The organism is Variimorphobacter saccharofermentans, assembly GCF_014174405.1.
GTDB lineage: Bacteria > Bacillota > Clostridia > Lachnospirales > Lachnospiraceae > Mobilitalea > Mobilitalea saccharofermentans.
In genome coordinates this window covers 1825051-1840424 of record NZ_JACEGA010000001.1, presented here as the reverse complement: position 1 = coordinate 1840424, position 15374 = coordinate 1825051, and the positions used below count along the sequence as shown (strand labels likewise).

Below are 15374 nucleotides of genomic sequence, written 5' to 3'. Positions count from 1 at the left end.
ACTTATAATTACTTTACTATCATACGTGTACCATTTGATTTACCTTGCGCTGCTGCTACTATGCTGTTATCCTCTGATAATCCGAATAATAAAATAGGCATCTTATTCTCAATACAAAGCACCGTTGCAGTCAGATCCACAACTCCTAACTTTTTATCGAGAACCTCCTGAAGAGGAATCTCATGGAACTTCTTTGCATTCGGATTTAATTTCGGATCGCAGTCATATACTCCGTCAACGGCTCTGGCCATAAGGATAATATCGCAATCTAATTCGACTGCTCGAAGTACCGTAGCAGTGTCTGTGGAAAAATATGGATGTCCTGTTCCACCGGCAAGGAAAGCAACCCCTCCCCTGCTCATGCAATCAATAACGCCATCCTTAGAAAACAACTTCGTCATGCTACCGCATTGAAAGGGTGTAAATACTTCTGTTGGTATTCCTACATATCGAAAAATCTCCGAAACATAAATACAGTTCATTACCGTAGCCAGCATACCAATCTGATCAGCCTTTGTACGGTCTATTGTCTCGCTGGTTCTACCTCGCCAGAAATTACCCCCGCCAATTACGATGCTTACCTGAATTCCCTCTGTCACCAGCTGCTTAACCTGATTCGCAACCCGGATACAGGTATCCTCATCAAAACCTGTTCTTTTGTCTCCAGCCAAAGCTTCTCCGCTCAATTTAAGTAAAACTCTATCATATGCCTTCATACGTATTCTGCCTCCACGAGTATTCGAATCTGTCTATTATTAGAATAAAAGTAGTAAATTATAGCTTTTATCCCTCAACGATTCATTCTATAATAATTTACCACAAATCAAATCAGATTACCATACCTAACTCAAATGAATACAGTACAAATTGCATCTATATATCTAATAATTAAACATTAACAACGATTTGCATTCAAGCAAGTATATGCTACATAGCAGAAATTATACCTGTTACAAGCAAATGATTGTGCTCACTAATGTTTATTCAAAAATATTATCCACATCAATGTCAGAATAGCTTAAGGAGCAGAAGCCTTCAATAATGGCGCCATTGTTAATCTGTACAGACTTGGCTTTTATATTACCTTTAATGATTGCAGTAGAATCCACTACGATAGGTCCCTGAATATCTATCTCACCCTTAACCGCTCCTGCAATCACACCGGAAGTACCAATAATATCACCAATCACAACGGTACCCAGTCCGACTTTGACACTACCCTCACTATTGATGCTTCCTTCCAAACGTTCTGTATTAACAAACACCTCAGCAGCAGTAGAATTTCCCTTTACTTTACCAGTAATGGATAATTTGCCAAGACATTCGATATCGCCAGTAATAGTTCCCATAACATCCAAAGAACCGTCGGAGGAGATGCTACCAGTGATAGTGGTTCCTTTGGTAATCACTGTAACCTGATCGTCACTTCCTGCGGGCTTTGCTTTTGGCATATCATTATTCTGCACTGCAGCTTCCTTCTCTGTTTCCTCTGCCTGTTCTGCATTTAATGCTTCCAGTAATTCTAAATCCACATTATCATCCATGTTATCATCCTCTTCTTCTTTATTTTCTTCTTTATTTTCTTCTATATATTCATTATCTTCCGCTTCTTCTGTAAGCTCGTCCTCTTCAAAGTTATCTACCAATTCATCGGGCAGGTTATCTACCATGTTATCGTAAAGATCAGCTTCATCCTTAAGTTCGGTATCTTTCAGAGTATCCATATCCTCCTGTGCTAATTCCTCAAGCCATTCATTGATTCTGTCATTATCCGATTTCTCAACAGAATTCATGTCATCAGCATCTAAGGTATTAACCATATCATCATTATTGTCGCCCTCACTAAGGTTGTCGTCCGGAAGCAATTCATTCACTGCCTGTGATAAATCATCTTTGAATTCCTTAAAAAAACCCATTTGCTCCTTACCTCCATATGTGTATTCATTGTTCTTTCGTTATAACATATATTTACGTCAATCACTCAATTGTATCTGCCTTTATCATTTGAATTGGAGATACCTCCTCATTTAAAGGTAAAATCTCTGCATCCTCTTTGATCAGCTTCTCCAGCAAATCCGGAAGGGATTCAACCGTCTTCCCCTTAGTTGGAGAGTCATGCATCAGGACGATGGATACCTTTTTATTTTCCACTCCGCTTAGCACATTCCTTATCAATTGCTTTTTCGTATATTGATAGCCCGTCGCATCTCCATTCACTACATTCCAGTCGAAATAAACGATTGAAGCTTTATTCAGATAACGAATAAAATCTTCCATTCCGTTCTTATTTACGAGATTATCGCTTCCTCCCGGAAATCGGAAAATAGAGGGCATATATCCAGTAGTATCATATAACAATTTCCTCAGTTTTGTAAAGTCCTTATCAAAATCTTCTACAGAATTGTATATTTTTTTATAAACATGAGAATAGGAATGCATTCCAAGCGTATGTCCATCATTTACAATCCGGCGATAGATTTCCTTCGAATAATCATCCTCTTTACCAGTTACAAAAAAAGTTGCTTTAACATTATACTGTTCAAGGATATCCAATATCTCATTCGTATAAACACTTGGTCCGTCATCAAAGGTAATATACACCTTTTTACCAGCATACTTCCCCTGCTTTTCTTTCGTTTTCTCAACCTTTTCTTCATTGTCTGTGTCTTGTGTATCTTTTGTATCTTTTGTATCTTCTATATCTTCTGTATTTTCTATGACATCAATTTCATCTGTGTCTTCTTTCTTCTCAATTTCTTCCTTGTCAGGGGACTTATCCATCAAGCCTTCCTGATTCGTCATTCGTTCATCTGACTCTGCCTCTAATGTAGCTTCCGTATCCAAGGCGTCCTCCGAATCCAGTATTACATGCATATCAATGGCCTCTTCTGGTTCATCCTCTTTTATTTCAGAAACATCCTTTTCAGCAGCATAAGCATATCGTTCATTTTTGGAATCATTCATTGTAATCCCATAATTTTTATGTATTTCCAGCAATTCACTTACCTGCTGTTCAAGCCGATTTACCTGAAGCCCCAGCATTATACAGTAAATTGTCGGCAGAACAAGAAATAAGATAAATAGAATTATGATAGCTACCTTGATGCGATTAACACGTTTCCTTCTATCTGCCTTATTCTCATTTCCATTATCCAAAGAGTTCACCATTTCATCTGTCAGCACTTACTCACCCCTAGCACAAGTTCTCGGAATTATTCTATCATATTTTGATAAGAAATAACACCTATTTTACAAAAAAAATACACGATGCGACATATAATCACATTATTCAACTTATTGTTCTTCATACGCTTTCTCTCTAAAAAAGATCACTAAAAGGAGATGTTCCATAATAATGCAAGGGGATGTTTCATAATGCATCAGCGGGGATAATTGCTTACCATAATGCACTGTCGGAAGAACATATTGCTGTATTTTGGATGAATCAGGCGAATATTTATGTTCGTCCGAGACATATAAAATAAGTAATATGTCCTTCCGTCTGAGTGTGAAGTAAGTAATTGTCCTCGCAAATGTATTATGAAACATCCCCTTGTATTGTTATGAAACATCACTATAATTTGATTGCTTTATTTAGCTCCATTTCTCTGCCCATTTTTGAATTTCATTCATTGCGTACTGGAGATCCGCTCCCTTTTCTGTGAGCTCATACTCTATCCGAACAGGAACCTCCGGGTATACTTTACGAACAACAATTCCCGCCTTTTCTAACTCCTTAAATCTTTCCGTGAGCATACGAGCGCTCATATTAGGAATTGCTTCGGCAATATCTGAAAAACGCTTTTGTCCACCTAATAAGGTTCTGATAATTAAACCAGTCCATCTCTTACCTAATAATTCAAAAGCACTTTCAAACTTCGGGCACATATGAAAATTATCCATAGATTCACCACCTGCGGTTTATTATATCATGCACACTTAGCGAAAGGAAGTAGCTTACTAAGTCATAGTTAATAATATTGATATACCTATTTTATATGAATACGAAGATATCTGTCAGAATTCAATACATATATAACTTAATGTTCCATATACATAGCTATGGTGTAATGCATTGGGCTTATCATTATTACCACTTCCCATAGCGATGAATAAAGGAACTAAATGCTCCTCGCGCGGCACCGCTCGTATTGCATGTGGTGCCAGCTGTCTATAGCGAAACAGAGCGTCCTTATCATTTCTCTCTACCTTATCGATAAGCCAGTTGTCAAACTCAACAGCCCATCCTTCTGCTTTGACTGAATTCCAGTCCACTGTTGCAAGATTATGAACGGTTGAACCACTTCCTATTACTAATATATCCTCACTTCCTAGTTCCTTAATGGCCCTTCCTATTTCATATTGCTTCTCCATTGATAATCGTGGATCAACTGACACCTGAACAACCGGAATATCAGCCTTCGGGTACATTAAATAAAGAATATCCCAAGCGCCATGATCCAGTCCTCTACTTTCATCAAACCTGCTTTCAATACCATTCTTTCGAAGCATGGTATGTACCTTAGTAGCCACTTCTGTAGATCCTTTGGCTGGATATTGAATCGAATATAATTCCTTCGGGAAACCATAAAAATCGTAAATCATATCATAGGTTCCATCTATTGATGAAATTGTAGTTGTTTCTTCTTCCCAATGCGCTGTAAATACAACGATTGCCTTAGGGTTATATTTCTTTCCTAAGTTATTCAGAAATTTCGTATATTCATTTTTCTCTATTACAAGGGTCGGACCACCGTGACATAAAAATATAGAAGAAATCATTTTATCACTCCCTTTCTTTTTCTAGTTAATTATCAAATCATTGCTATGTTATAACTTCACTTTTCCTTCACATATACATATAAAGGAAAGTGGGACAATCTCTACAATTGTCCCATTTATTCCATTAATCTGCTTTTGTTATTTACCTATTTCATCATACTTATTTGTAAATCTTAACCCTTTCTTCTAATGGCGCATAATCCTTATTACCTGGTTCTGATATCGGTTTTCCAAATGGCATTTGCGCAATTAATTTCCAGTTATCAGGAACATTCCATTCCTTCGCAACCTCTTTTTCAACAAGCTCAGTATAATGCTGAAGTGATGCGCCATAACCTTCATTCTCAAGAGCCACCCATATTACAAGCTGTAGCATACCACTTGACTGCTGTGACCAAACCGGGAAATTATCTTTATATAGCACAAATTGATCTTGAAGAGCTTTTACTACATTCTGATCTTCATAAAATAATACAGTTCCATACGCACCTGCAAAGGAATTAATCTTTTCCTCCGTTGCTTGGAAGCTCTCCGCCGGTACAACCTTTCTCAATGCTTCCATCGTAATATTCCAGAATTTATCGTGTTCCTTTTCTAACAAAACCAGCACTCGGGCACTTTGAGAGTTAAAGGAGGATGGAGTGTGTTTAACTGCATGCTCTACAATTTCTTTAATTCTCTCATTTGAAACTACTGCTTCCTTACTTAATCCATAGTAAGTACGTCTATCCTCGATTGCTCTTGCAAAATCTTTTTTCATATTCATTCCTCCTAGATTTAATTATATTTTTAGTAAATATGATATCTATCGTACCCATAATATATTCTCAACTACAATTATATAATATACGACAGTTACAAAATATAAATGGCTCATATGCCATGGGTAATAGTTACTTATCAATACTTCGTTACTTTATGTAAGTTGATTATAAAACATTACTAGCATAATGTCAATAGATAAATATGACAAATTAGAAATATAAAGTATGTCTCCATACAATGAATAAGGATAAGTCATCCGCTAATCAACGAATTTCTTATCCTTATCATAGTTCTATGGTTTATTTGTCTTTTACTAAATCCAGCTTTTTAAGAACCTCTTCCAGCTTTTCTATGTCTATTGGTTTAGCTGCATAGGCATTACATCCGTATTCAAACGCCTGTTGTACAAATTGTGTCTCCGCTAAAGCAGTTGTCATAATTATTTTTGCTCTTTTATCAGCAGCTATATTTTTCTGTATCTCCATATCTCTGATATTTTTTAGAACCTTAACTCCATCTACCTTTGGCATCATGATATCCAAACAAATCAGATCGTAAGGCTTTTCATCCTTCAATGATATCATATATGCATCCAGCGCTTCCAAGCCGTCCACGACGATATCACACTCTCCGTATTGTGATAAATACTTTTGTAAAAATTTAATTACGGAGAATTGTATGGTCACTTCATTATCTTTCGCAAAAAGCTTCTTTACATCAACACTGATCCCACCGTCTTGTGTAAACTTAATTGCATTACTGATTAGATTATTAAGTACCTGACGAATTCTTTGAGGATCTCCAACTAATATTTTCGGAATTGAGGAGGAAAAGGAATACTTAAAATCAAGGCCCTTTTCTTCCACCTTTTTTGTATGAGTTTTTATCACGTCTTCAATTAATTCTCTGATATTAAAGTTGATGTTTTCAATGGAAAGTTTTCCTGCCTCCATTTTTGAAAAGTCCAAAATATCATTAATGATATTTAATAATTGATTGGCACATGCCTTAGCCGTTATCAGATTCTCCCTCTGTTCCTCATCGAGTTTCGTTAAAAGGGTCAAATCCACCATACCTACCATACCATTAATTGGTGTCCTAATTTCATGACTCATATTGGCGAGAAATTCACTTTTTGCTTTATTTGCAGCTTCTGCGGCATTTTTGGCTGCTATTAAACTAATTTCCGTCTGCTTTATTCTGGTAACATCCATAAGAACAGTTACCAAATAACCAGGTTCCGGCATATATACCGATAATAAAATCCACTTGTTATATGTTTCAGAATAATGCTCATCGAAAAATATGGTTTCTCCATTCATCAGCCTGTCATAATCATGGATTAATATACGCTCTAAAAACTCTGTACTATTAGGAAAAACATATAAATGATTTTTACCAATAACCTCATCCTTCTTCATATCGAATAAAGCAGCAAAATTATCATTTACCTCTTCAAACCGAAGCTCAACAGGCTTATTATTCTTATAAATAATCTTATAATATGCGTATCCATTCCGCATATTCATAAATAAAGTCCGATACTTCAATTCACTATCCCTGATTAGTTTCTCTGCCTGTTTTCGGTCAGATATATCTCTTACGAAGCATATAACCACCTTTTCATTGCCAATCTTTGTGCCCTGAGCACTTACCTCAACCGGAAAGCAGCTCCCATCCTTACGATAATGAATCGATTCGTACAATAGTCCTGTTTCACATGCCTTTTGATATTCGATATCCGTAAAATACCAGTCGTGACGTATCTTTTTTACATCCAATAAGTATAGCTCTTCCTTTGAATAACCATAGGTATCGATCGCCTTTTGATTTACTTCCAGAATCTTGCCCTGTAAATCCAAGAAAAAGATGATATCGGTAGCATTATGAATTATTTGACGATAACGGTATAAATTCTCTTCAAATTCTTTCTTCTCATGAATATCATAAATAGAACCAATATACCCTGCATATTTACTGTCAAGATTATAATATGGAGAGGCTACCAGTAAGCACCATCTGTAACATCCATCATATCGCTTTATTCTAACCTCTAACTGAAGTTCCTCCAGTGTGTTCATAGCTAAAGAAGAAGTAGGTGTAGTCATGTCAAAGACAAATACGCCCATGTCTTCATTCTTTTTCAGCGAACGAAATATGATAACTGCCTTTTAGGATTATATTAAGAGAAAATTATAAGTTTACTAACCCACATTAATCATCCCCTGTTAAATAGTTTTACTTCTCTGATGCATAGTCTCATAGAACATAACTGTTGCTGCACATGCAACATTTAATGATGATGCCGAAGATTTATCAGACATCGGTATCGTTGCTAATACATCACACTGTTCTTTATATGCCCTGCATAATCCTTCTGTTTCATTTCCTATCATTAGCATAAGAGGTGTAGTTAGATCTACATCATATATGGAATGTTGCTTATGCGCGGTCGTTCCCACTATTTTGAAGTCATGATATTGTAACCTTATATCTTGAATAAATTTCTCCAATTTAGTATTATCGGAAATTCTAATTACAGGTGTTTTAAAAAAAGACCCCATTGATGAAACAATTACATCAGGATCATATAAATCAACAGCATGTCCTGTAATAATTAATCCATCTGCTCCGAATGCATCACAGGAACGAATTATAGTTCCAAGATTTCCTTTATTAGATGGTCTGTCAAACAAAACAAGAAATGGATTCTTTGATAGACTAATTTGCTGAAAGTTATCCTCACGCATCTTTACAATTGCAATTAGTTCAGATGTATCCGATTTATCACTTAAATCTACCATAAGTTCAGCGGTTAATTCATAATTTATATCTGTATGAACAGTTTTTAATGTCTCGTTTGCCCAATCAGATAGTGGTCTTTCTTTTGTATAAAGGAAAGAAGAAATATGCCATTGATTAGCAATAGCCTGATTAATGTTCCTGACACCTTCAACAAAGAATTCATTATACTTATATCTTTTATTTCTATTTCTACGTAGTACATCAAACTTTTGATATATAGCGTTTTTTGAATATATTCTTTGAGTTTTCATATTTTGTTTTCCTCACATTAACATTTTACTAGCTTCTGAAATTTGGTGCTTATCTCAAATTGCCTAAGACTCAGCTTAATATCCGATGTTGCGTGAACCACAATACCACAATATTAGACTGTCTGGCTATCCAAATCTTAACACCTACAGAGTAAATATACAATATAAATTGATAAAAATAAAGACCGTCCAAGTCTTATAAACCTTGACGGTCTTTGTATTAATTGTATAATTATGCTCATTGCATTCTAGGTATCGTCTAATTTCCCATTTGTTTTGCTAGTCTTCTCAAAGGAATTGCAAGCAATTCCTTATGAAGTTGCCTTTAGTTTTTCTTAATTTCCCATCTGCTTTGCGAAGTTTTGAAGTTTGAACTTCTATGATAAGCATAAACAATGACTTTTTGAATATTTAACGGTATTTATTCTATTTTCCTTACGCAAATTTTTTGCGTAAGATTTTCTTTTTAAATGATAATTATTAAGTTTTCATACGCAACTTTTTATCAGTTTGCGTAGTAATAGTATCTACGTTAAAGGCTTTGATTGGAACAGGTAGTAGGAAAAACTCGTATACTGAAGTTTGGAAGATCTTCGATATGCTATATACAAGCATGGGCAAGAACCATCGTAAAACGGCCTTGCCCATAAGTACCTATTAGAATTTTATATCTGTTCTTTGCATTACATAGACTTTGAAATGGTCAAAATCTTTACCCAAAAAGTGTATGCTATTTTATTTCACTGGCACCTTAAGTTTCTGACCTACATGGATCGTAATCTTCTTTAGATTATTCAACTTCATAATCTCCTTAAAGCGAGTCCCCTTGCCAAGATACTTACGGGAAATTTTCCATAGGGTATCGCCTTTTTTTACTATTACCACCATATAGGTTTCTTCCTTTATATTACCGTCCTTACCTATTACCTAATACCTTACATCCTTTAAATTATTCTCTTTGATGTATTTGTATACTGGGGAATTCCCATGAATTAAAAGCATATAAGTGTCATAAGAATAAGAGTCCAAAGTTTCTTTACTAATTACTTCTACTGAAGCCGGAATTTCTAATGTCTTTAATTTTAAAGGACTTTAGATTTTAAACCTAAACTACCAAGTTCCTTTAATTTCTTGGGTAGTTGGAGAACTTCTAATGAGTTACAATCTTCAAAAGCATAATTATAAGTATAATTTACGTAAGTGATGCAAAACATGGCGTATGTAAAAAAGAATTCCGGTATGCTACAATTAGCACTAGCGGAATTCTTTATGTATTCTCTTATTCAACCTGCACTCTTGGGGCAAATCTTTTGACCATGGTAGGTATGCATCAATCATTTCTGGATGATTATTAAAATCTATGTCCGGCATTATACGGAGCAGATGATGAATGTATTCATATACATCCAGATCATTTGCCTTAGCGGATTCAACGATAGTATATAAAACTGCATTTGCAGTTGCACCCTTTGGAGTGTCAGCAAACAGCCAGGCTCTTCGAGCCGTCGCATAAGGTTTGATATTAGCCTCGCAGAGATTATTCGAAATCGGTAGCCGTCCATCCTCTAAGAACGTTTCAAGGTAATTTTTGTGGTTGGCTGCATAGGCAAGTGCCTTAGTCAGCTTCTCATTCGTTGTAGTAAGAGCTGATGTATTTTCAACCCATGACCAAAAGGCATCAAGAATGGCACGCGATGCCACTTGACGCTTCTCTTTTCTAATTTCAGGCGAAAGATCCTTCATTTCATCTTCTAGTTTGAATAGAAGATCGATGAGATCTCGACCTTCAGCACCCTTCGATCCGGGGATCTCCTTTCCACGGCTATCCAAAGGAATGCTCTCTATCATATACCTACGAACATGAGCCCAACAAAGGTTTCTTTTGATATTATCTACCTTTTCATAAGCTATATATGCATCGGTGGTCAGATAGCCTTTAAATTCTGTCAGTAAGTTCTGAGCAACCTTACCGCTTCGGGATGGCGAATAATGAAAGTAGGAAGCCGTGATACCCTCCGATGCACCACTCCGGATAACCCACATGAAGGAATCTGTGCTGGCTTTTCTTCCTTCCTCCTTGTTGCACTGGATTCTGGTTTCATCCATATGCAGGCAGTCACATTTCATTAATTCAGAATGTATCCTATTATAGATAGGAGTTAACCATTCCTCGCTGCATCGGATTACCCAGTGCGCCATGTTATTTCGCGGGAGTACCAATCCAAGTCGGTACCATTCCTTTTCTTGGCGACTCAATGGTATCCCCATCATGAATTTCTGATACATGACCTGAGCTACAAGAGAAGCGGTTGCAATGGAATGAGGTAATACAGAGCTAGGAATTGCTGCTTTTTGAAAATGATCCTTGGGATTATCATTTTTCCCGGTACCGCATTCGGTACACTTGGCGATTTGTTGTACGATCTGTACCACCTTAAGTCTTGCAGGGATAAACTCTACCTCTGTGCGGATCAGCCTTTTTCCGATTACTTTCAACTTACCGCCACAAGTGGAACATACCTCTTCTGGATTGATGATATATTCATCGATATCCTTGGGAAGCGAGGCAAGCATCTCAGCGCGGACTCCAGGTTGTCTTGTCTTCCGTTGATGTGCCGGTACCGTTATCTTTTTCTGCTCATGAAAAAGTTCTTTTGCCAAATCCTGCGTGGTAGAGAATAAATTCATCTGTCCGGGGATATGCTCGGTAACTTCGGTTGATTTTCCGAACAGCTTTTGTCTTGCATGAAGCAGCGCTTGGATCATGTTTTCAATACGGATATTCTGTTTTTCAATCGTTTTGTCCTTCTGTTCCAATTCTTCTTTTTGCTTTGCAACCAAGGCTCTCAGCATAAGCAGTTCTTCCTGTTTCGTCATTCCCTCACCGACTTTCTTATCAGGTTTATCTCTAACTATTATACCATTTTTCGAGTTATTTTTCCAGTTTATAAAAGCCCGTAAAATGCTGAATTCATCGGCATTTGCGGGCTTTTTTTCGTGGTTTTGACGGTGTCAGTAGCAGGTGTTTTTCAGTTCTAACATAATATCTCGGTGAGCTTTTTGCTGCTCAATCGAAAGCCCTTCCAACAGCCATTCAACCTGACGGAATGAAATATCCTTTACCTCTTCTTCGGTTTTTGGCCATTGAAATTTCATCCCTTCCAGAAGTTTTTTGCTAGCTAGAATAAATCCGTTCTTATCGTAGCGGAGTACTTTAATCGCAGTTTTATTTTTATTGCAGAAAAGGAATACACATACAGGGGAATACGGATCGAGCTTGAATTTCATGGTAACCATTGCTACCAGTGATTCAGCCTGTTTTCGAAAATCAGTCGCCCCACATGCAAGATAAATATGTTCCGCCCCTGAAATGAAAGAGCTCAACATGAGGATTGCAGCGCTCGAATTACCTCTGCTGCTAAGAGGGCTTCTTGCTTCGATGAAATCTGGATACTGACGTCTTTCCAGGTTAGCGACACTCCACACGATGAAACGGAGATCTTCTCAGTTTGATTAATTTCAGCAAATGATGTCGATTGAGAAACGGTCGGGTCTTCCTTATGTGTACGAATGATCTTTCTCCAGTAATAGTATGCATGAGGAGATAACTGATTTTTCTCGCACCATTCCGGTATTGTCACCCCGCTGATTTTTTGTTCCTGTATTCTCTGTTTCCATAGTCTATAACTTTCCTGATTGAACATAACCAACCTCCTGAATTTGTTTTTCAGAAAGTTTATCATAATCAGCTTAATAATTCACGACGCCATGTTTTGAATCACTTACATAATTTACCATTTACACTGTTCAATAATCCGTTCTCAAAAAATATGAAGGATTATTTATCTACTACCATTATAACGTAAGCGTCAAATCGCTCGCCTAGGCTAAATATATTTTTTATGGCATACTTTAATAAATGCAAAAAACTATTAGTTTTTTAAAGGAGGCCATCTAACATGGATCAAATAGCTCACACCGTACGCAATTCAAGATGGAGAGACATCATACTCCAGTGCCATAACAGACCGGCAGGGATGAGTGCTAAGCAGTGGATGACAGAGAATCAAGTTAGTGAGAAATCGTATTATTATTATTGGCAGCGTAAGTTACGTACTGAGACTTTCAAGCAAGTGGATCACTCTTCTCTGTTACCTATCTCACAGGGAACATCAGGTGTTTCCTTTGCCGAAATCCGTATACCTGAGACAAAAAAATCAGTTTCAGATACTATCCCTGAAACCATCAGACCAGCCGCTGTGATCAAAACTGCAACAATGACTATTGCACTATCGAATGATATCACCGGTGATCTGCTGTCAATAATTCTTCGTGAGGTGTCACATGCTTGAGGATGCTGCCGGAATACGCCGTGTGGTACTTGCCTGTGGGACCGTTGATTTGAGGAAAAGTATCGACGGACTCTCGATGATCATCGGCGGTAAATATAATCAAAACCCATTTGAAAAAGGAACTTTATTTCTCTTTTGTGGTAGGAAATCCGATCGTATAAAAGGATTACTTTGGATGGGCGATGGCTTCTTACTTTTGTATAAAAGATTTGAAGATGGTACTCTATCCTGGCCCCGTACAACGGAAGAAGCTGCTGAGCTTACAGAAGAACAGTATAACTATCTGATGCTCGGTTTGAATCCTCTGGATCCGAAGATAAAAGAAGTAACTCCGACAAAAATCAACTGATGTTTGTACAAAACGGAGAAAATATTTCCTTTTTTTCAGGCACCGGCTTCTTCCGGACTGATCGGTTTCTTAGTGGATTCAGAAGCCACTCAAAGTCTACATATAGGCCTTTTATAAGCTTTTTGAACCTTGAAAACTCTATATTTCCAGTGCTTTAAAGAGGGATTAACAAGGTCAGACATGGTGGCAAAATGACGGAACATTGCGAGTCCTAAAAGTCACAAAACTGGCTATTTATAAGCATTTCTGTTATAATGGTTACAATACAGAAAGGCGAAAAACATGTGCAAAAAATTTACTCCTGATGAACTGAATACAATGGATCCAGGATTGAAAAACGATATCATCTACCAGATGCAGGAACGTTTGGATAAGCTGGAACAGGATTATGAGAACCTTATGGAGCAGGTTCGTCTTGCTAATCAGCAACGCTTTGGTCGTCAGTCTGAGAAGCTTGAAGCGATTACGGGACAGATATCCTTCTTCAATGAGGCTGAGGCTTGCTGCGATGAAAGCATCCCGGAGCCGACAATTGAAGAAGCAATTATTGAAGTGGAAAAGAAACCTCGTAAAAGCAAGCAAAAAGGACAACGTGAAGAAGACTTAAAGGACTTCCCTCAGGAGGAAATCCCTCATGATGTCACAGAGAAAAAGCTCCGTGATACCTTTGGTGAAGGCAACTGGAAAAGCATGCCGGATGAAGTGTTCTGGCAATTACGTTTCGAGCCTGCCAGGTGGATTGCAGAAAAGCATGTGATCAAAGTATATGTCGGAACCGATGGGATGCATCAGGATGAGTTTCTTCGCGGAGATCATCCGAATACTTTATTTCGGGGGAGTATTGCAACACCTTCTTTGGAGGCAGCAATCATCAACGCTAAATATGTAAATGGCAATCCACTGGATCGGATTGCACGCGATTTCCAGACAAACGGATTGCATCTGTCAAAACAGACCATGTCCAACTGGACAGTTAGCGCAGCTGAAAAATACTTCGTGCCCGTTTATGAATTTATGAAATCAACTTCTTTAAAGGCACATGTGAATCAGAGTGATGAGACTACGGTTGAAGTAATTCATGATGGTCGACCTGCCGGTAGTAAAAGTTACATGTGGGTTCATCTCACAGGAGAGTTAAGTCCGGTTCCAAAGATCGTTGTGTATGAGTATCAAAAGACGCGTCACAGTGACCATCCCAAGGAGTACTATAAAGACTTCCAAGGGATCCTGGTGACAGACGGTCTTGAACAGTATCACAAGACTGCACGTGAACTGGATGGGCTTACAAACGCCAACTGTTTTGCCCATGCCCGCAGGGATTATGCGGATGCGATAAAGGCCATCGGTAAGGGTAATGAGAAACTGATACGGCAATCGATAGCGTATCAGGCACTGGTCAGGATCGGTGCAATCTATGATCTGGAGAACAGCCTGAAGGAGCTGTCACCGCAAGAACGCTTAATGGAACGCCAGACCTCAGTCAAGCCATTGGTGGAGGAATACTTTGCGTGGGTTAAGGAGTGCCTATCGAACAAGGTGGTTCCTCCGAAAGGAAAAACAGCTTCCGGACTGCAATACAGTGTAAACCAGGAAGAATACCTAAAAGTATTTTTAACCGATGGAGAAGTTCCCATAGATAACTCTGCCAGTGAACGTGCTCTTCGAAATTTCACCATAGGGCGTAAGAACTGGATGACGATAAATACAGTAAGGGGTGCCCAGGCCAGTGCAATAATCTATAGTATTACCGAAACAGCCAGGGCAAACAATCTCAACGTGTATTACTATATCAGCTATCTTCTCACAGAACTGCCCAAAATCATTGATAAAGATGGAAACATAGGACAATCAAAGCTGGAGCCACTCATGCCGTGGTCAAAAACACTCCCAGCTAATTGTTACAGCAAGCGCCGCCAATAAGCGGCGCTTAAAATTTACTAAGGGCGTATGATTTGACGCTTACCATTATCTACCGCTTACTTTGTTATCAAAATCTTACCACCAATAAAGTTATTATACAATATAAACTGACTAAAAATAAGACCATCCAAGTCTTATAAACCTGGACGG

At 37.8% G+C, this 15374-nt stretch carries 15 protein-coding genes; 3 read left to right on the top strand and 12 right to left on the bottom strand.

Annotation, left to right across the window (positions count from 1 at the left end):
- Nucleotides 1-8: 8 nt before the first annotated feature.
- From pyrH to tnpA, 12 genes are all read right to left on the bottom strand, one after another.
- Nucleotides 9-716, bottom strand: a complete 708-nt coding sequence (pyrH, locus tag H0486_RS08090; protein ID WP_228352510.1) for a UMP kinase — start codon at nucleotides 714-716, stop codon at nucleotides 9-11.
- 264 nt (nucleotides 717-980) lie between these two features.
- A complete protein-coding gene (locus H0486_RS08085) occupies nucleotides 981-1916 on the bottom strand; it encodes a bactofilin family protein (protein ID WP_228352509.1) in 936 nt (311 codons plus the stop codon).
- Between the two features lie 61 nt (nucleotides 1917-1977).
- On the bottom strand, nucleotides 1978-3183 hold the full coding sequence (locus tag H0486_RS08080; RefSeq protein ID WP_228352508.1) for a polysaccharide deacetylase family protein: 1206 nt from the start codon (nucleotides 3181-3183) through the stop codon (nucleotides 1978-1980).
- Nucleotides 3184-3594: 411 nt separating this feature from the next.
- Nucleotides 3595-3903: a winged helix-turn-helix transcriptional regulator gene (locus H0486_RS08075; protein ID WP_228352507.1), complete on the bottom strand. Its 309-nt coding sequence runs from the start codon at nucleotides 3901-3903 to the stop codon at nucleotides 3595-3597.
- 114 nt (nucleotides 3904-4017) lie between these two features.
- The gene (locus H0486_RS08070) at nucleotides 4018-4782 is read right to left on the bottom strand and encodes a DODA-type extradiol aromatic ring-opening family dioxygenase (RefSeq protein WP_228352506.1); all 765 of its coding nucleotides are present in this window, start codon (nucleotides 4780-4782) and stop codon (nucleotides 4018-4020) included.
- Nucleotides 4783-4942: 160 nt separating this feature from the next.
- Nucleotides 4943-5542: a nitroreductase family protein gene (locus H0486_RS08065; RefSeq protein WP_228352505.1), complete on the bottom strand. Its 600-nt coding sequence runs from the start codon at nucleotides 5540-5542 to the stop codon at nucleotides 4943-4945.
- A gap of 304 nt (nucleotides 5543-5846) precedes the next feature.
- On the bottom strand, nucleotides 5847-7676 hold the full coding sequence (locus H0486_RS18555) for a PAS domain S-box protein (RefSeq protein WP_330594460.1): 1830 nt from the start codon (nucleotides 7674-7676) through the stop codon (nucleotides 5847-5849).
- Between the two features lie 99 nt (nucleotides 7677-7775).
- Nucleotides 7776-8603 carry a TrmH family RNA methyltransferase gene (locus tag H0486_RS08050; RefSeq protein ID WP_228352504.1) on the bottom strand — a complete coding sequence of 276 codons (828 nt, stop codon included), beginning with the start codon at nucleotides 8601-8603 and terminating at the stop codon, nucleotides 7776-7778.
- 735 nt (nucleotides 8604-9338) lie between these two features.
- Nucleotides 9339-9491 (bottom strand): LysM peptidoglycan-binding domain-containing protein, encoded by a 153-nt coding sequence (locus H0486_RS08045; protein WP_228352503.1) that lies wholly within the window; start codon nucleotides 9489-9491, stop codon nucleotides 9339-9341.
- Nucleotides 9492-9857: 366 nt separating this feature from the next.
- Nucleotides 9858-11480, bottom strand: a complete 1623-nt coding sequence (gene tnpC, locus H0486_RS08040) for an IS66 family transposase (protein ID WP_228352502.1) — start codon at nucleotides 11478-11480, stop codon at nucleotides 9858-9860.
- A 135-nt stretch (nucleotides 11481-11615) separates the two neighbouring features.
- A complete protein-coding gene (gene tnpB, locus H0486_RS08035; RefSeq protein WP_228352501.1) occupies nucleotides 11616-11990 on the bottom strand; it encodes an IS66 family insertion sequence element accessory protein TnpB in 375 nt (124 codons plus the stop codon).
- Nucleotides 11984-12307, bottom strand: a complete 324-nt coding sequence (gene tnpA, locus H0486_RS08030; RefSeq protein WP_228352500.1) for an IS66 family insertion sequence element accessory protein TnpA — start codon at nucleotides 12305-12307, stop codon at nucleotides 11984-11986. The genes tnpB (H0486_RS08035) and tnpA overlap by 7 nt, the downstream gene beginning before the upstream one ends.
- A gap of 255 nt (nucleotides 12308-12562) precedes the next feature.
- On the opposite strand from tnpA, the gene H0486_RS08025 reads away from it, so the two are divergent.
- The 3 genes from H0486_RS08025 to tnpC (H0486_RS08015) all read left to right on the top strand — a co-directional run bounded on the left by H0486_RS08025 (nucleotide 12563) and on the right by tnpC (H0486_RS08015) (nucleotide 15224).
- Complete coding sequence (locus H0486_RS08025; RefSeq protein ID WP_228352499.1) at nucleotides 12563-12955, top strand: IS66 family insertion sequence element accessory protein TnpB; 393 nt, start codon at nucleotides 12563-12565, stop codon at nucleotides 12953-12955.
- Nucleotides 12948-13304, top strand: coding sequence for an IS66 family insertion sequence element accessory protein TnpB (tnpB, locus tag H0486_RS08020; protein WP_228352498.1), 357 nt, complete (start codon nucleotides 12948-12950; stop codon nucleotides 13302-13304). Before H0486_RS08025 ends, tnpB (H0486_RS08020) begins: the two co-directional genes overlap by 8 nt.
- Before the next feature lie 282 nt (nucleotides 13305-13586).
- Nucleotides 13587-15224, top strand: coding sequence for an IS66 family transposase (tnpC, locus tag H0486_RS08015; protein ID WP_228352497.1), 1638 nt, complete (start codon nucleotides 13587-13589; stop codon nucleotides 15222-15224).
- Nucleotides 15225-15374: the final 150 nt, after the last annotated feature.